Below are 17,332 nucleotides of genomic sequence, written 5' to 3'. Positions count from 1 at the left end.
CAGCGCCGGGGCACTGCAGAGCGCTCAGGCCTGCGACACGGCCTCCGCTGCAGACGAGCGGGGAAGGATGGGCGCGGAAACACCGCCAGGCTCGGGCGCGGCAAACAGGATCGCCCGATTGCGGCCCAAGCGCTTGGCCTCGTAGAGCGCAGCATCGGCCTCCTCGAACAACCGCTGCGCGAGGGGCGGCAAGGCCCCACCCTCCCGCTCGCCCTCGGCATGTACGCCCGCGCAGCTCTCGCCCGCCGCTCGCACCTGGACACCCACGGAAGCGTCCGGCGCAAGCCAGGCCACACCGATACTGATCGTGACACAGGGCGCCGTCGGCGATGCGGCATGCGGAAGCTGCAGCGCCTCCACGACAGCGCACAAGCGCCGCCCCAGCGCCAGGGCCTCGTTACCGTCGGACAGGGGCAGCAGCACCGCAAACTCCTCACCGCCGTAACGCGCAACCAGGTCGCCCGCGCGTCCGACACGCGCCTGCAGGGCCTCGGCGACGGCCTTGAGGCACTGGTCGCCCGCGGGGTGACCGTAGTAATCGTTGAAGGCCTTGAAATGATCGACGTCGATCATCAGCAGCCCCAGGGGCGTGCCGCCACGAACGGCCAGCGCCAGCTGGAAGCCCGCGGACTCGTCCAGTGCTCGCCGGTTGGCGACACCGGTCAGCGGGTCGAGCCGCAACTGCGCTTCCAGGCGCACCCGGTGTTCTGCCAGCTCGGCCTCGACCGCCTTGCGCACACTGATGTCCTGCACCACCCCGATCACCCGCCGCTCGCCTTCGTCTCCCTCCTGCATGGACTTGCTCCACACTTCCACCCAGCGCCGGGTGTGCGGCGCATCGGCCGGATGGATCCGATACTGCAGGCGCTTCACTTCCTCGCCACGCGCCAGCTGCGCCGCCACCGCGGTGACACGCTCACGGTCCGCGGGGTCGATCAGCTCGACCCAGGCGGCGAGATCCAGATTCTCCTCGTCAACGCCGTAGATCTGGCGGCACAGCGCAGACAACTGGATGCGGCCCCGCTTGGGATCGATGGCGAAGTGACCGATGGCAGCAGCCTGCTGCGCGCTTTCAAGCCACCACAGGTTGCGCTGCAAGGCTTGCATCAGCTCACGCTCACGATGCGCCGCACGACGCAGCATGACGACGAAGACCCCGGCGGCGGCCAGCAGAAGCAGGCTTACCGGCAGGGAGAGGGCGAACAACTCGCGTGTGCGCACACCGGCGAAGACCTCGGCCACCTCGACCGCGGAAACCAGCAGCCAGCCGGTACCGAACACGGGACTGGCCATGGCCATCACCTCACGGCCAAGCTCGTCGCGGGCATAGAAGACGCCGCGCATGCCCTCGAGGGCCTGGGTGACGACGGTGGGCGCTGCATCCAGCGGATACGCGTATTGCAGGACCTCGACACGAACGCCCCGTGGCGCATTGAGATAGCGCGCCGCCTGCCCCTCGCGCCAGACGATGCTCGAGCGCGCGGTCTGGCTCGGTGTCGGCCAGGGCTCGACCAAGGGGAGAAGTTCAGAGCGCAGGTCCTGCACCAGCCACACCGCACCGATCGCACGCACCCCGTCGTACAAGGGCGCAAACACCCCGGCGAAGGGGAAGGCGAAGACCGGATCGGACACCGGGTCGCTCATCACTGGCACGGCGGTGGACAGGGCGCCCTGCAGGGCATGGTGCTCGGTAGCGGGCACGCGCTCGATACCCGGGCCGCTGCCCCCGGGGCGACTGCTCAAGCGCACCTTACCCTGCGGATCCACAAAATGCACCGCAGTGTAGTGCCCCAGTTCCTCGAGCGTGCGCAGGCGCTCACGCACTCGCTCGCGCGCCTCGACGTCACCCTCTCCGAGCCAGCGCCCAAGGGCTTCCGCCAGTAGCGTATCCTCGACCAGCATGCCTGCGTCGCGCAACGATTGCTGCCGCCATCCAACCATCGCCTGCAACTGCAACTGATTGATAGACTGCAGCTCACGCTCGGCCTGGTGACGATGGCGGTTCTCCCGCTCGACATAGACCCCATGCAGCCAGAAGATCAGCGCCGCGAGGACGAAGACAAGCAGGGCAGCCGCTGCGACGGCGCCCTTTCGACACTTGCGGTTCGATTCGGAAACGGGACGGGGCTTGCTGGACAAATCCGGCTCGTTGGGAAGTAATGAAAACAGGGAGGAGAACATATGCGCGCTTCCATCGCTTGCGCAGTATGGCAGACAGTCTCGCGCTGCCTGCTGATCGGCTGCCTTGTCGGCTTCGCGTACGCGCCAGCCTACGCGAGCGCGAAGGATCATGTCGTGTTCGGGATCACGCTCGAGCCGAATTCGCTCGATCCAACCAGTGCTGCCGCTGCGGCGATCGGCGAGGTCGTGCACTACAACGTGCTCGAGGGGCTCGTGAAGATCGAGGAAAACGGGGAGACCTCACCTTTGCTGGCCGAATCCTGGCAGGCCTCGGCCGACGGCCGCAGCTACACCTTCCGGCTACGCCCGGACGTCCGCTTCCATGACGGCCAGCCTCTGGATTCGGCCGCAGTGCGCTTCTCGTTCGAGCGCGCCAAGGCGCCCGGCTCGGGCAACAAATCACGCACCAAACTGTTCGACAACATCGAGCGCATCGACACCCCTGACCCACTGACCGTCACGCTTACGCTGCTCCATCGAGACCCACACCTGCTGTACCGCCTCGGCGAGAGTCCGGCGGTGATCCTGCACCCGGCGAGCGCCGGGCAAGCGTCCGACACCCCGGTCGGCACCGGCCCCTTCCGCTTCGAGCGCTGGGACAAGGGACACTCCATCACCCTGGTGAAATGGCCCGGCTACCGCAATGCCGAGGCTGTCCCATTGCAGCGTGCCGTGTTTCGCTTCGTGAATTCCTTCGTGGAGGATGCCGAGCTGCCTGCGGAAGTGGACGTGTTCTTCAATTTCGCCACCCGTACGGTGCTGCGCAATCGCCTCAACGAGCGCTACCAGGTGCTGATCGGGGGCTCAAGCAGCAAAGCCTTGCTGGCCATGAACAATCGTCATCCGCCACTGGCCGACCTGCGTGTGCGCCGGGCGATCAACCACGCCATCGATCGTGCGGCCCTGATCCACCAGGTGCTGAACGGCCGCGGCAGCGCGATCGGCAGCCACTTCTCACCCACAGAGAGCGGCTACCTGCACCTGGCCGACCGCTACCCCTTCGACCCCGAGCACAGCCGCGCGCTGCTGCGGGAGGCGGGCTTCGAGCGCGGGCTGCAACTGCAGCTGAGCCTACCGCCGACGCCCTACGCGCGGGACGGCGGCCAGATCGTGGCGCAGCAGCTATCCGCAGTCGGTATCGAGGTCGTAGCCAAGCACGTGAGCTGGGCCGAGTGGCTGGCGGGCCCCTTCACCGGCGACTTCGAACTGACGCTGATCAACCACGTCGAGCCCCTCGACTACGACATCTATTCCGACCCGTCCTACTACTTCGGATACGACAGCGCCGAGTTCCGCGCCCTGGCCACCGCCCACCGCGACGCCGACCACCCGCGCCAGCGCAATCGGCTGCTCGCCGACATCCAGCGCAAGCTGGCGGACGATGCGGTGAACGCCTGGCTCTACGCACCCCAGATATCGACCGTGGCGCGCAAGGGCCTGGAGGGTTTGTGGGTGAACTACCCCATTTACGTGCACGACCTCGCTGCCCTGCGATGGCGCTGAGATCGGGGGCCTGGATCAACGCCAGCCCCCCGAAACGGAACGAGGCGCGCCACGGGCCACCCCGCGACGCACCTCGTCAGGCACGACTCACCACCGTCAGCGCGGCAGCAGGCTCTCCCCCATCAGGAACGCATCGACCGCGCGCGCGCACTGGCGACCTTCCCTGATCGCCCAGACGACCAGCGACTGCCCGCGGCGCATGTCGCCGGCGGCGAACACCTTGGGCACGTTGGTGATGTAGCAGCCCTCGCCGTCGGTGGTCGCCCTGGCGTTGCCGCGCGCGTCCTTGTCGACCCCGAAGGCCTCGAGCACGCCGCCCACAGGCTGGGTGAAACCCATCGCGAACAGCACCAGGTCGGCCTTGATCTCGAACTCCGAGCCCGGCACCTCGGACATCTTGCCGTCCTTCCACTCCAGGCGACAGGCCTTGAGCGCCTTGACCTTGCCGTTCTTGCCGATGAACTCCTTGGTGGCGACGGCGAAGTCGCGCTCGCAGCCTTCCTCGTGCGAGGACGAGGTGCGCAGCTTGGTCGGCCAGTACGGCCACACCAGCGGCTTGTTCTCCCGCTCGGGCGGCATCGGCATCAGTTCGAACTGGGTCACGCTCGCCGCGCCGTGACGGTTGGAGGTGCCCACGCAGTCCGAGCCGGTGTCGCCGCCACCGATCACGACCACGTGCTTGCCTTTGGCCGAGATCGGGTTGGGCTTGTCGCCGGCGACCTGCTTGTTCTGCGGGATCAGGAACTCGAGCGCGAAATGCACGCCACCGAGCTCGCGGCCCGGCACCGGCAGGTCGCGCGGCACTTCGGCGCCACCCGCGAGCACGACGGCGTCGAAGTCCCGCTGCAGCTGCTCGGCGCTGATCACTTCCTTGGCGTCATTGACGATACCTGCGGGCATGTCCTTGGCCGCCACCAGCACGCCGGTGCGGAAGCGCACGCCTTCGGCCTGCATCTGCTCGACACGGCGGTCGATCAACCCCTTCTCCATCTTGAAGTCGGGGATGCCGTAGCGCAGCAGGCCGCCGATGCGGTCGTTCTTCTCGAACACGGTGACGTCGTGGCCGGCACGCGCCAGTTGCTGCGCGGCGGCCAGGCCCGCCGGGCCGGAGCCGACGACGGCGACCTTCCTGCCCGTCTTCTCATCCGCCGGCTGGGGCACGACCCAGCCCTCTTCCCAGGCCTTGTCGATGATCGCATGCTCGATCGACTTGATGCCCACCGCGTCGGTGTTGATGTTCAGCGTGCACGCCGCCTCGCAGGGCGCCGGGCAGATGCGACCGGTGAACTCGGGGAAGTTGTTGGTCGAGTGCAGAACCTCAATCGCTTCGCGCCAGTGGCCGCGGTACACGAGGTCGTTCCAGTCCGGAATGATGTTGTTGACCGGGCAACCGTTGTTGCAGAACGGGATGCCGCAGTCCATGCAGCGCGCGCCCTGGATGGACGCCTGCTCGTCGGTCAGGCGAACGACGAACTCCTTGTAGGTCTTCAGGCGCTTGTCGACCGGCTCATAGGCCTCGGACAGACGCTGATGCTCCAGAAATCCAGTGGGCTTGCCCATTTATGCGGCCTCCTTCTCTGCTTCGCGCTGCTGCGCCATCTCGGCCAGCGCGCGGCGGTACTCGTGCGGGAACACCTTGACGAACTTCTTCCGCCAGACGCCCCAGTTGTTCAGGATCTCGCGTGCGCGCACGCTGCCGGCGAAGCGGACGTGGCGTTCGATCAGGCCCTTGAGGATGAGCTCGTCGCCCATGGTCAGGTGGTCGATGTCGACACGCCCGTGGGATTCGAGCTCGTCGCCCGACTCCGAGCCCTTGCGCGCGGCGATCTCGTCGGGCAGCGGCTCGAGCGCGACCTGCGCCATGTTGCAGCGCTGCTCGAAGCTGCCGTCCTCGTCCAGCACGTAGGCCACGCCACCCGACATGCCGGCGGCGAAGTTGCGCCCGGTTTCGCCGAGCACGACCACGGTGCCGCCCGTCATGTACTCGCAGCCATGGTCTCCCACACCTTCCACCACCGCGGTGGCACCCGAGTTGCGCACCGCGAAACGCTCGCCCGCGACGCCGGCGAAGTACACCTCGCCCTCGGTCGCTCCATAGAGCACGGTGTTGCCGACGATGATGTTGGTGCCCGTATCGCCGCGGAACTCGGCCTTCGGACGCACGACGATGCGCCCACCCGACAAACCCTTGCCCACGTAGTCGTTGCCCTCGCCCACCAGCTCCAGCGTGACGCCACGCGCCAGGAAAGCGCCGAAACTCTGGCCGGCGGTGCCGTTGAGGCGGATGTGGAGGGTATCGGAAGGCAGTCCGGCATGGCCGTAGCGCGCCGCCACCTGGCCCGACAGCATCGCGCCCACGGTACGGTTGATGTTGCGTACCGGGAGGTCGATGTTGACCTTCTCGCCCTTCTCCAGCGCAGGCGCAGCAAGCGCGATGAGCTGCTTGTCGAGCGCCTTGTCGAGCCCGTGATCCTGGGTCTCGGTGTGCAGGCGCGGCACCTCCACCGGCACGTTCGGCAGGTAGAAAATGCGCGAGTAGTCCAGGCCCTGCGCCTTCCAGTGCGCGATGCCCTTCTTCATGTCGAGCAAGTCGGCGCGGCCGATCAGCTCGTCGAAGCTGCGCACGCCCAGTTGCGCCATCAGCTCGCGCACTTCCTCGGCGACGAAGAAGAAGTAGTTGACCACGTGCTCGGGCTGGCCGGCGAAGCGCGCACGCAGCACCGGATCCTGGGTGGCGACGCCGACCGGGCAGGTGTTGAGGTGGCACTTGCGCATCATGATGCAGCCCTCGACGACCAGCGGCGCAGTGGCGAAGCCGAACTCATCGGCGCCGAGCAGCGCGCCGATGACCACGTCGCGGCCGGTCTTGATCTGGCCGTCGACCTGCAGGCGCACGCGCGAGCGCAGGCGGTTCAGCACCAGGGTCTGCTGGGTCTCGGCGAGGCCGAGCTCCCACGGCGACCCCGCGTGCTTGATCGAGCTCCACGGCGAGGCACCTGTGCCGCCGTCATGGCCGGCGACCACGATATGGTCGGCCTTGGCCTTGGCCACGCCCGCGGCCACCGTGCCGATGCCGATCTCGGACACCAGCTTCACCGAGATGCTCGCCACCGGGTTGGTGTTCTTGAGGTCGTGGATCAGCTGTGCCAGGTCTTCGATCGAGTAGATGTCGTGGTGCGGCGGCGGCGAGATGAGGCCGACGCCCGGCACCGAGTGGCGCAGGAAGCCGATGTATTCCGACACCTTGTGGCCGGGCAGCTGGCCGCCCTCGCCAGGCTTGGCACCCTGGGCCATCTTGATCTGGATCTGGTCGGCGTTGACCAGGTACTCGGTGGTGACACCGAAGCGGCCCGAGGCCACCTGCTTGATCGCCGAGCGCAGCGAGTCGCCCGCGTTCAGCTCCAGGTCGCGCGCGATGCGCTTCTCGCCGATGATCTGCGACAGCTTGATCGCCTCGGTGAGCGGCTTGAAGCGCATCGGATCTTCCCCGCCCTCGCCCGTGTTCGACTTGCCGCCGATGCGGTTCATCGCCACCGCCAGCGTGGTGTGCGCCTCGGTGGAGATCGAGCCGAGCGACATCGCGCCAGTGGCGAAGCGCTTGACGATCTCCTTGGCGGGCTCGACCTCGTCCAGCGGCACCGGGGTCTCGGCGGCCTTGAGCTCGAACAGGCCACGCAGCGTCATGTGGCGCCGGCCCTGGTCGTTGATGATCTTGGCGTATTCCTTGTAGGTCTCCGCCTTGCCCGAGCGCGTCGCATGCTGCAGCTTGGCGATCGCGTCCGGCGTCCACATGTGCTCTTCGCCGCGGATGCGGAAGGCGTACTCACCGCCGGCGTCGAGCATGTCGTGCAGCACCGGATCGGCGCTGAACGCAGCCTTGTGCAGGCGGATCGACTCTTCCATCACCTCGAACAGGCCAATGCCCTCCACTTGGCTGGTGGTACCGGTGAAGTACTTGTCGAGCAGCGCCTGCTTGAGGCCGACGGCCTCGAAGATCTGCGCGCCGGTGTACGACATGTAGGTCGAGATACCCATCTTGGACATGACCTTCATCAGCCCCTTGCCGATCGCCTTGACGAAGTGCTTGACGTACTTCGCCGCGGTTTCCTCGTCGCCGGCGAGATGTTGCAGAGTCTCGAGCGCGAGGTAGGGGTGCACCGCCTCGGCGCCGTAGCCGGCGAGCACCGCGAAGTGATGCACCTCGCGCGCCGAGCCGGTTTCGACCACCAGACCGGTACGGGTGCGCAGGCCCTTCTCCACCAGGTGCTGGTGGATGGCCGACAGCGCCAGCAGAGCAGGGATGGCGATGCGGTCGGCAGCGAGCTTGCGGTCCGAGACGATCAGGATGTTGATGCCGCCCAGCACCGCGTTCTCGGCGTCGGCGCACAACGAGGCCAGGCGCGCCTCGACCCCCTCGTTGCCCCATGCGGCCGGATAGCAGATGTCCAGCTCGGCCGAGCGGAACTTGTCCTGCGTGTAGCGCGCGATGTTGCGGATCTTGGCCATGCCCTCGAAATCGAGCACCGGCTGGCTCACCTCGAGGCGGAACGGCGGGTTGATCTCGTTGATCTCGAGCAGGTTGGGCTTGGGCCCGATGAAGGACACCAGCGACATCACCATCTGCTCGCGGATCGGGTCGATCGGAGGATTGGTGACCTGCGCGAAGAGCTGGCGGAAGTAGTTGTAGATCGGCTTGTTCTTGGAGGACAGCACCGCCAGCGGCGAATCGTTGCCCATCGAGCCGGTCGCTTCCTCGCCCGCCTTGCCCATCGGCTCGAGGATGAACTTGATGTCCTCCTGCGTGTAGCCGAAGGCCTGCTGGCGGTCCAGCAGCGGCGCGACGCGTTCGGCAGCGGCGGCCGCGTCGAGGATGGCCGGCGCATCGAGCGTATCGAGCTTGATGTTGATGCGGCGCAGCCAGTCGGCATACGGCTTGGCGTGCGCGAGCGACTCCTTGAGTTCACGGTCACCGATGATGCGGCCCTGCTCCATGTCGATCAGGAACATCTTGCCCGGCTGCAGGCGCCACTTCTTGACGATCTTGCTGTCGGGAATCGGCAGCACGCCCGACTCGGAGGCCATCACCACGAGGTCGTCATCGGTGACCAGATAGCGCGCAGGGCGCAGGCCGTTACGGTCGAGCGTGGCGCCAATCTGGCGGCCGTCGGTGAAGGCCACCGCTGCGGGGCCATCCCAGGGCTCCATCATCGCCGCATGGTATTCGTAGAAAGCGCGACGCTTCTCGTCCATCTGCGTGTGCGACTCCCAGGCCTCCGGGATCATCATCATCATCGCGTGGGCGAGCGAGTAACCGCTCATCACCAGCAGTTCGAGCGCGTTGTCGAAGGAGGCCGAGTCGGACTGGCCGGGGTAGATCAGCGGCCAGATCTTCTGCAGATCGTCGCCCAACAGCGGCGAATGCACGCCCTTTTCGCGCGCGCGCATCCAGTTGTAGTTGCCGCGCAGGGTGTTGATCTCGCCGTTGTGCGCGATGTAGCGGAACGGGTGGGCGAGGTTCCACTTCGGGAAGGTATTGGTCGAGAAGCGCTGGTGCACCAAGGACAGCGCCGACACTGCGCGCGGGTCGAGCAGATCGGGGTAGTACTCGCCGACCTGATTCGCGAGCAGCAGGCCCTTGTAGTTCACGGTGCGCGCGGAGCACGACACCATGTAGAACTCCTTGGCGTGCTTGAGCTTGAGCGCGCCGATGGCGTTGGCCGAACGGCGGCGCACAACGTAGAGCTTGCGCTCGAGCGCCTCGGTGACCATGACATCGGGGCCGCGGCCGATGAAGATCTGGCGGATCACCGGCTCCATGGCCTTCACCGTCGGCGACATCGGCATGTCACGATTGACCGGCACATCGCGCCAGCCCAGGACGACCTGACCTTCGGCCACGACCGCACGCTCAATCTCCTGCTCACAGGCGAGGCGCGAGGCGGCTTCCTTGGGCATGAAAACCATGCCGACGCCGTACTCGCCCGGCAGCGGCAGGCTCACGCCCTGCTTCGCCATCGCCTCTCGGTACAGCTGATCGGGGATCTGGATCAGGATGCCCGCACCGTCGCCCTGCAGCGGGTCGGCGCCGACCGCACCACGGTGGTCAAGGTTCTTCAGGATCTCGAGGCCCTGGAGAATGATGTCATGACGTTTCTCGCCCTTGATGTGGGCGATGAAACCCACGCCACAGGCATCGTGTTCATTGGCGGGGTCGTAAAGACCCTGCTTTTGGGGCTGATCCATCTTCTGTTCCTCAAACGACACGCAAGATCACGCGCACAGGGGCCGGACCGGGGGCTTGCGGAGTGCAAGCGCCGACAAACCGAACGCGCACAAAAAAGCCGGGCGCACGCGCACCGGCTTTGCGACATGCACCATGCTGGTGCAAAGGCAACGATTTGGCATAAAAACTCAAGCACTCGAGACCTGCATGCACCAATTTGGACACACTGGCCCGGCTCGTTGCCGTCGAAAAAAACTATACCCCTCAAAGGCCTGCAGACTCAACAGTTTTTTGCAGTGCGGCATCGGGGTCAGGTCTTTCATTTGCTCACAGCCCGCCGAAGCTGCCGGGCCGAACGGCCCTTGGCTACGATCCGACTGATCGAGCTGTAATGCAGGCCGAAGAACTGTGCGAGTTGTGCGTAGGTGAACGCACCGGAATCCGCCGCCTCGAGGATCGCACCGTCTCGTGAAGAGTTCCGCTCGACGTAGGCCTCGAGCGCCAGGCTTTGTGGGCGACGCTGCAGACGAGGTACCTCGCTCAAGCCTTCGTCGTCGGCGAACCTGCTCGCCATGCGACCGGCAAAGTCCTCGCTCCCCAGGTAGATCTGCGCATTCAGTGCCTGCCAGATCGGCGGCAGCCCGACGCCGGCGCGCACGAAGTCTTCGTAACGCCCAACGGCGCGGGCGCGGGTCTCGCCGAACTGACCCAGAACCCAGTCCGTCGCCAACCAGGATGGCGGCTCAACCCGGCCGAGCAGCGCGCGATGGCTGCTCCACGGCCACTCCGCCGCCTCCTTGCACAAGCCAGCGCGCACCGGATTGAGCACGACATATCGGGCAAGCTCTACGAGGTAGGCGTCCGCCTCCACGAGAATGGCCTTGTAGCGCCCCTGGAAAACGTGCCCGACACGACCATGGCGGCGATTGACCGCCTGCGTGTAGACCCCGTTCAGCTGCCGCATGCCGCGTGAGAGGTTCGCTTCGGCGGTCTCCACGACGAGATGGTAGTGGTTGCCCATCTGGCACCACGCATGACAGCGCCAGTTGAAGCGATCGCAGACCTCACCGAAGAGATCAACCCACGTCCGCCGGTCGGCATCGTCACCATAGATCATCTCGCGCCGATCGCCGCGCGAGGTCACGTGGTACACACCGCCCGCAAGCTCGATTCGCAACGGCCGCGCCATGATGCCCATCCAATGAAAGGAGAGCTCGAATTATGCGTATGCCATTTACCGCCCGCAAGCCCGTCATGCATCTATCAGCGCGGGATGAGCAAATGAAAGCCCTTCCTGATGCCGGAGCCTCGCGGAGGCTTGGGAGGCATGCAAACCCGCGCCGCTCGAGCGCCTCGGCAAAGGACGCGCACGGGGTGTTCCTTCCGAGGCTGCGGAACTCGTCGTCGCTACGCTCGACTCGGACAGTCCTCGCCTCTTCAGGAACACCCCGCACGCATCCACGGACCGCTCGTGAGCAAATGAAAGACCTGACCCCAAAGCGCTCAGGTTTCGACATTGCGGCCAACAAGCCCATCTTCGGCGAGCTGCCGCGCAACAAGCAGATGCTGGTGAATGCGTGGATCGAGCTACACAAGGAAGAGCTGATGGCGAACTGGCACGCAGGCAGGCTGTCGGGCGAGTTCTTCAAGCTCGACCCACTGCGCTAAAGCGTCGTGTAACGCGACGGTTGATGTGGTGAGCGTGCACGAAAAAACGGGAGCCGAAGCTCCCGTTTTTACTTTCAAACCTGTCGAGAGGACAGATTAGAAGCGGTGCTGCACGCCGAGGCCCAGGCCACGCTCGTAAGCGCTCTTGTAGCCGGTAAAGCCGATCAGGTCAGCGTCGTTGCCAAGGTCAAGCTGACCATACATAGCGTAGGCAGTCGTGCGCTTCGACAGAGCGTGGGTGTAGCCCACCGCCCAACGGTCGATCTCAGCATCGACACCCGACTCGTCAAGTTCAGCTTGACCGTAGACCAGCTGAACCGCACCAGCGGCACCAATCGGAGCCGAGGCGCCGACGAACCACTGCTTGACCTTAGCAGAGTCGCCGTCGCCTTCGATCTTGTCTTGACCGTAAGCGGCAGACAGCTTCACAACACCGAAGTCATAGGCAGCAGCGAGATCCCAAACCGTTTCCTCAATGCTGTTGAGAACCGCGTTGGAGGACTTCAGTTCGACCTTGTGGTAGTTAGCACCCAGGGTGAGCGGGCCGTTCTTATAGACAGGCGAGACCGCCCACACTTGAGCATCGACGCCAGCAAGAATCTCTGCATCGGTCGGAGCGCTCGGGTCAAGCGGAGCGAAGGTACCCTCGTTGCCGTTCGACTCTTGACCCAGAGCGTCCCAAGTGTAAGCAACGGTCACGGTCAGACCCGAGAAGCTCGGCGAAACGTAGGCAACGGTGTTGTCCAGACGAGTGGTGGCACCGCCAGTAATCAGCTGAGCGCCACGGGTGTAGCCCTCACCGTAACCAGCAACCGTGTTGGCGCTAGCAAACGGATCGATCGAACCCAGCAGCTTCTCTTGCGGCGTGGTCATGCGGCCAGCGGCCACGGTGCCGAAACCACCCGACAGGAACAGGATGTTGTCGCGAGCCGAAGCGCCGCTGCTGTAATACTCGCCATTCTCCGGGTTGATACGCTGCTGCAGGTCGAAACCAGCCTTAAGGCCGTTGCCCAACTCTTCCACACCGCGGAAACCGATGAAGCTGGGATCCTTCACGCCGCTGTCGATACCGTTGCGGCTGCTGACGTTGACGCCATCCTTCGACGAACCGAAGTTGGTGTAACCCATGTCCACACGACCGTAGATGGTGACGTTGGACTGAGCGAAGGCCGGAGCCGAAACCAGGCCAGCAACAGCCAGCGCGATCAGTTTCTTCTGCATGTGTTTCTCCTCAAATTTGAAGTTGAGACCGCGGCACCTGCCTCGGCCCTACTCACCTCTCTGGCGAGAAGTCGGACCCGATTCTGCAAATCTGCCGACGGGCATGCAAGCACGGGAGCGCTAAAACACCACATTCCGGGCTTTGTTGTTGCAGGCGTGCAACAGAACGACCCGATCAGTGCCGCGCGTCGAGCCGCGGCAGGGCCGAGTTCCATGCCAGCAGCTTCTCGTCCGCCGTCACCAGCGTGGCGTTGCGAATGCTCGCGGAGGCGGCGATGAAGCGGTCTGCCGGGTCGCGATGCAGATCCGCGAACCCTGCCGCCGCCAGCACGATGCGTCCATCGAGCGCAATCTCGACCAGCCCCGCGCCCAGCAGGCCTGCCCGCCAGCTTTCAACAGCAAGCGGCAGGACGATGCGGCCCTTCTCTACAAGCATCGCGCATTCCCAGAAGCTGATCGCGCTCACCGCGACCTCGCCCGCGCGCCAGGCCTGCTCGATGCGCACACGCGCCTGCGGCCCGAGCGCGGCATCGTCGGCATCCATCCAGATGAGCGCGTGGGTGTCGAGCACGATCACGACAAGGCCTCCCAGTCCTCGTCGGCGACCGGCGCCACGATGTCACCGAGAATGCGCACGCCCGGATGCAGCCCGAAAGGCGACGATGCGCGCGCGCCCTGATAGGGGTGCAGCTCGGCGACCGGCTTGCCGTTCTTGGTGACGACGAGGATCTCGCCGGAGGCCGCCACTTGGTCCATCAGGGCGAGGCAGCGGGCCTTGAATTCGGAAGCTTGAATGGTTTGCATGGTTGCGTTCCTTGGTCAATCGACATGACCATGATCATGACCATGGTTGCTTTTGCGATCAAGCGCAATCGACCCCCGCTGACACAGACGCTTGCCGCGCCGCCTAAAGTAGCTACTATGGATCTATCTCGACACTACTCAGGACACTCGTCATGAAAGTCATGACCGCACGCGAAGCAAAGAACCGGTTCGGCGAATTCCTCGATGCATCGCGCCGGGAGCCGGTCGTCATCACCAAGAACGATCGCCCTGTCGGCATCATGGTGTCGATCGAGGACGCAGCAGACACGCTGTTGCCCGAATTCCTGCTCGACAAGACACCCGGTTACGACGGCTGGCTCTTCGAGAAGGTCACGGCGACGCTCGAACGCATAGATGCGGGCCAGACCACGCTACATGCCCACGACGAAGCCATGGCGCTGCTACGCGAGCGGGTGGCAGCACGGAATCGTCGTGCATGAACATCCTCTGGACTGGCGAGGCGCTGGACGACCTTGAGGAGATCCTTGTTTATTACCACTCGGAGGCAGGCCCCCTGACTGCGGAAGCCGTCCATTCGCGCATCGTTGCCGATATCGAAGCCTTGCGCGTCTTCCCGGAGCGTATTCGGGCAAGTACGCGAATCCCGGGGGCACGTGAGCTCGTCGTTCGCCGACTGCCCTACATTGCCTTCGTGAAAGTGACGGATGACTCGGTGATCGTGCTCAACGTCGTTCATACCGCACGGGAATTTCCTGCGCGGCGCTGACGTGCTTGGCCAAGCCCGCCGGCAGCACGCCGCAGCTCGGCAATTGCGTACAACTTGTACAAAACATACAATTCAATCTCACCAAAACGAACAGGAGTCGCCACCATGCGCACCGTATCCGCCACCGAAGCAAAGCAAGGGCTGGCCGGCGTGCTTGACCTGGCCGCGCACGAACCGGTCGTGATCCGCCGCCAGAAGCGCGATGTCGCGGTCGTTCTGTCGATGAAGGAGTACGAGCGCCTCACACGACTCAACGTCGCCGAGTTCCAGCGCTTTTGCGACGCGGTCGGCGACAAGGCGGCAGCGGCGGGGCTGACCGAGGGCAAGCTCGCCGAATTGCTCGCCGATGACTGAATTCCTGCGTTTCGTCGTCGACACGAACGTTCTCGTCAGCCGCTTGCTGGCACCGCGCAGCCCCCCCGCCCGGGCGGTCGATCAGGCGCTCGCCCATGGCAATCTGCTCGGCTCGGAGGAAACCCTGGCCGAGCTCGCCGAAGTGCTGGCACGGCCCAAGTTCGACCCGTATGTATCTCGAGAAGACCGCCGCGACTTCATCCGTCTGCTCGGCGGCGTCATGCAGATCGTGCCGATCATTCGCAGGGTGGCGGTTTGCCGCGATCCGCGCGACGACAAATTCCTGGAGCTTGCGGTCGCGGGCGAAGCGGCGGCAATCATCAGTGGGGACAAGGATCTGCTTGTGCTGAACCCATGGCACGGCATTCCCATCCTGACGCCAGCCGACTTCGTCTCGACGCGGAGCCTTCCCGGAACTCCGCCTGTCCCTTAGCACTCTCACGCCCCGAGTGCTAATATTGAGGCGCAAGGAGGACCCAAGCCCATGTCACACGCCCTGACCTTTCCCGTCCCCGCCACTGGCAGCCTGGATCAGTACATCCAGAGCGTGAATCGCATGCCGATGCTGAGCGAGCAGCAGGAGGTGGAACTGGCGACGCGCCTGCGCGACGAAGGTGACGTGAATGCGGCGCGGCAACTGGTGATGTCGCATCTGCGTGTGGTCGTGTCGATCGCGCGCGGCTATCTCGGCTACGGCCTGCCCCACGCCGACCTGATCCAGGAAGGCAACATTGGGCTGATGAAAGCGGTCAAGCGCTTCGACCCGAGCCGCGGTGTGCGGTTGGTGTCGTTCGCGATCCACTGGATCAAGGCCGAGATTCACGAATACATCCTGAAGAACTGGCGCCTGGTGAAGATCGCCACCACCAAGGCGCAGCGCAAGCTGTTCTTCAACCTGCGCGGCATGAAAACGGACAGCACCACGCTGCAGCCCGCCGAGGTGCAGTCGATCGCCACCCAGCTCGGCGTGAAGCCCGAGGAAGTGGTCGAGATGGAAACCCGCCTCACTGGCCGCGACATTCCGCTCGACGCCGGAAGCGACGACGAGGACGAGCGCTTCGCCCCGATCGCCTACCTGCCCGACCCGCACGCCGAACCGTCAGCGCTGGTAGAGCAAGCCGAGCTTGCCCACCTGCAGGACACCGGCCTGCGCGACGCGCTCGCGAGCCTCGACGACCGCAGCCGCGCGATCGTCCAGCGCCGCTGGCTCGCCGAGGGCGACAGCGCCACGCTGCACGAGTTGGCCGCCGAATACGGCGTATCGGCCGAGCGCATCCGCCAGATCGAAGCCAAGGCGATGCAGAAGATGCGGGGGCTGCTGGCGGCAGTGGTGTGAAGCGCCCTCACGGAGCCCGGACAATAATGGCAGCAATCGCTGCCATTATTCGTTTACCCGCTGACAGGCCTCACTTCCCCGCCAGCAGCGCCTTGATATCCGCCGCCATCACCTGCGGGTCTTCGGCGTGCTTCATGTACAGGCGCAGCCGGCCGTCCGGGCCGAAGGCGTAGGTGCCGGCCGAGTGATCGATGGTGTAGTGGCCATCGACGTCACCGCTCTTGCGGTAGAACACACGGAAATCCTTGGCGATCTCGGCGATCTTGTCGGCGGGGCCGTACATGCCGAGGAAGCGCTTGTCGAACAGCGGGACGTACTCGGCGAGCAGCTCGGGCGTGTCGCGCTCGGGGTCGACGGTGACGAAGATCACCTGCACGCGGTCGGCATCGGGGCCCAGCGCCTCCATGACCGCGCTCATGCCCGACAGCGCGGTGGGGCACACGTCGGGGCATTGCGTATAGCCGAAGAAGATCGTGACGACCTTGCCCTTGAAGTCGGCGAGCGTGCGCGCCTGGCCGTTGTGATCGGTGAGCGCGAAGCGCTTGCCGTACTCGGCGCCGGTGATGTCGGTGCTCTTGAAGACGGGCTCGGAAGGGGTGCAGCCGGCGAGCAGGCCGATGGCGAGCAGCGGGGCGGCGACGAGACGGGCGACGGTGCGAGGGATTGAAAGCATGCGCGAACCTGTGTGCGGTGTTCTATCAGCGCTCCATGATAATCCCCTTGCCGGGATCGGGTCAGCAGCTCCGTGACCGATCGCCGCAGGAGACGGATGCGAAGCATGCATCCGAACGAGCGCCCCGCTCCCTCGCGCATGCATGGGGCCAGTCAGCCGCTCGCACTCAGCCTGCGCTTGATCACCCGCATCGCCCCCCCGAGCAGCGGCAGCTTCTCGTACAGCTCCTCGGCGGCATCCCAGTAGTCGCGGTGCAGCGTCACCCGGCCTTCGGCGTCGAAGCGCAGGTGCGTAACGCCCCGCACCGTGAGCGCGCGCCCGCGCAGGCGGAAGTGAAACGCCCACCCGAGCATGGCCTGGGCGCCCTGCTCGATACGGTCGGTGACCACGAAGCGCGGCGACTCGGTGGTGGCGAACATGTGCTCGAAGATGCGGCGGATGGCGGGGACGCCGGCGACCTCGTTGAAGGGATCCTTGAAGCGGGCATCGGGCGCGTAGTACTGGTCGAGCGTGGCGAGGCTGGCGGGCGTCAAGGTTTCATAGAAGTCGGCCAGGCGGCGCGCAGAACTCGGATTCGCACCCCGGTCAGGCACGGCAGCCTCATCGCTCATCGATGCCTCC

Annotated in this window: 16 protein-coding genes; 7 read left to right on the top strand and 9 right to left on the bottom strand. The window is 65.3% G+C overall.

The window, feature by feature from the left end:
- Nucleotides 1–24 precede the first annotated feature (24 nt).
- Complete coding sequence (locus tag ACUH78_RS08190) at nucleotides 25–2,139, bottom strand: diguanylate cyclase domain-containing protein (protein WP_445333127.1); 2,115 nt, start codon at nucleotides 2,137–2,139, stop codon at nucleotides 25–27.
- 42 nt (nucleotides 2,140–2,181) lie between these two features.
- Here ACUH78_RS08190 and ACUH78_RS08185 point away from each other — a divergent pair, with 42 nt between their 5' ends.
- The gene (locus ACUH78_RS08185; RefSeq protein WP_418365412.1) at nucleotides 2,182–3,684 is read left to right on the top strand and encodes an ABC transporter substrate-binding protein; all 1,503 of its coding nucleotides are present in this window, start codon (nucleotides 2,182–2,184) and stop codon (nucleotides 3,682–3,684) included.
- A 96-nt stretch (nucleotides 3,685–3,780) separates the two neighbouring features.
- Here ACUH78_RS08185 and ACUH78_RS08180 read toward each other — a convergent pair whose 3' ends face one another.
- The 3 genes from ACUH78_RS08180 to ACUH78_RS08170 form a co-directional block, all read right to left on the bottom strand.
- A complete protein-coding gene (locus ACUH78_RS08180; RefSeq protein WP_445333128.1) occupies nucleotides 3,781–5,244 on the bottom strand; it encodes a glutamate synthase subunit beta in 1,464 nt (487 codons plus the stop codon).
- Nucleotides 5,245–9,927 (bottom strand): glutamate synthase-related protein, encoded by a 4,683-nt coding sequence (locus ACUH78_RS08175; protein WP_445333129.1) that lies wholly within the window; start codon nucleotides 9,925–9,927, stop codon nucleotides 5,245–5,247.
- A gap of 299 nt (nucleotides 9,928–10,226) precedes the next feature.
- Nucleotides 10,227–11,096, bottom strand: coding sequence for an REP-associated tyrosine transposase (locus ACUH78_RS08170; RefSeq protein WP_445333130.1), 870 nt, complete (start codon nucleotides 11,094–11,096; stop codon nucleotides 10,227–10,229).
- Between the two features lie 290 nt (nucleotides 11,097–11,386).
- Between ACUH78_RS08170 and ACUH78_RS08165 the strand changes: the two genes are divergently transcribed.
- Nucleotides 11,387–11,575 (top strand): DUF4160 domain-containing protein, encoded by a 189-nt coding sequence (locus ACUH78_RS08165; RefSeq protein WP_445333131.1) that lies wholly within the window; start codon nucleotides 11,387–11,389, stop codon nucleotides 11,573–11,575.
- 96 nt (nucleotides 11,576–11,671) lie between these two features.
- On the opposite strand, the gene ACUH78_RS08160 is transcribed toward ACUH78_RS08165, so the two are convergent.
- The 3 genes from ACUH78_RS08160 to ACUH78_RS08150 form a co-directional block, all read right to left on the bottom strand.
- Nucleotides 11,672–12,796: a porin gene (locus tag ACUH78_RS08160; protein WP_445333132.1), complete on the bottom strand. Its 1,125-nt coding sequence runs from the start codon at nucleotides 12,794–12,796 to the stop codon at nucleotides 11,672–11,674.
- 175 nt (nucleotides 12,797–12,971) lie between these two features.
- The gene (locus tag ACUH78_RS08155) at nucleotides 12,972–13,373 is read right to left on the bottom strand and encodes a type II toxin-antitoxin system VapC family toxin (protein WP_445333133.1); all 402 of its coding nucleotides are present in this window, start codon (nucleotides 13,371–13,373) and stop codon (nucleotides 12,972–12,974) included.
- Nucleotides 13,370–13,600: a type II toxin-antitoxin system Phd/YefM family antitoxin gene (locus ACUH78_RS08150; protein ID WP_445333134.1), complete on the bottom strand. Its 231-nt coding sequence runs from the start codon at nucleotides 13,598–13,600 to the stop codon at nucleotides 13,370–13,372. Before ACUH78_RS08150 ends, ACUH78_RS08155 begins: the two co-directional genes overlap by 4 nt.
- 152 nt (nucleotides 13,601–13,752) lie before the next feature.
- On the opposite strand from ACUH78_RS08150, the gene ACUH78_RS08145 reads away from it, so the two are divergent.
- From ACUH78_RS08145 to rpoH, 5 genes are all read left to right on the top strand, one after another.
- Nucleotides 13,753–14,061: a type II toxin-antitoxin system Phd/YefM family antitoxin gene (locus ACUH78_RS08145; RefSeq protein WP_435751635.1), complete on the top strand. Its 309-nt coding sequence runs from the start codon at nucleotides 13,753–13,755 to the stop codon at nucleotides 14,059–14,061.
- Nucleotides 14,058–14,348: a type II toxin-antitoxin system RelE/ParE family toxin gene (locus ACUH78_RS08140; RefSeq protein WP_445333135.1), complete on the top strand. Its 291-nt coding sequence runs from the start codon at nucleotides 14,058–14,060 to the stop codon at nucleotides 14,346–14,348. Before ACUH78_RS08145 ends, ACUH78_RS08140 begins: the two co-directional genes overlap by 4 nt.
- Nucleotides 14,349–14,453: 105 nt before the next feature.
- Nucleotides 14,454–14,702, top strand: coding sequence for a type II toxin-antitoxin system Phd/YefM family antitoxin (locus tag ACUH78_RS08135; protein WP_445333136.1), 249 nt, complete (start codon nucleotides 14,454–14,456; stop codon nucleotides 14,700–14,702).
- Nucleotides 14,695–15,135: a putative toxin-antitoxin system toxin component, PIN family gene (locus tag ACUH78_RS08130; protein WP_445333137.1), complete on the top strand. Its 441-nt coding sequence runs from the start codon at nucleotides 14,695–14,697 to the stop codon at nucleotides 15,133–15,135. The genes ACUH78_RS08135 and ACUH78_RS08130 overlap by 8 nt, the downstream gene beginning before the upstream one ends.
- A gap of 51 nt (nucleotides 15,136–15,186) precedes the next feature.
- A complete protein-coding gene (gene rpoH, locus ACUH78_RS08125) occupies nucleotides 15,187–16,038 on the top strand; it encodes an RNA polymerase sigma factor RpoH (RefSeq protein WP_445333138.1) in 852 nt (283 codons plus the stop codon).
- Between the two features lie 70 nt (nucleotides 16,039–16,108).
- Here the strand turns inward: rpoH and ACUH78_RS08120 are convergent, their stop codons facing one another.
- Together ACUH78_RS08120 and ACUH78_RS08115 are read right to left on the bottom strand one after the other, a co-directional pair.
- Nucleotides 16,109–16,711 (bottom strand): SCO family protein, encoded by a 603-nt coding sequence (locus tag ACUH78_RS08120; protein ID WP_445333139.1) that lies wholly within the window; start codon nucleotides 16,709–16,711, stop codon nucleotides 16,109–16,111.
- A gap of 152 nt (nucleotides 16,712–16,863) precedes the next feature.
- Nucleotides 16,864–17,322, bottom strand: coding sequence for a nuclear transport factor 2 family protein (locus ACUH78_RS08115; protein ID WP_445333140.1), 459 nt, complete (start codon nucleotides 17,320–17,322; stop codon nucleotides 16,864–16,866).
- Nucleotides 17,323–17,332: the final 10 nt, after the last annotated feature.

Source organism: Thauera sp. ZXT1-4, from assembly GCF_052598215.2.
The sequence above is the reverse complement of the archived record's forward strand: the minus strand, read 5'-3'. Positions and strand labels throughout refer to the sequence as shown.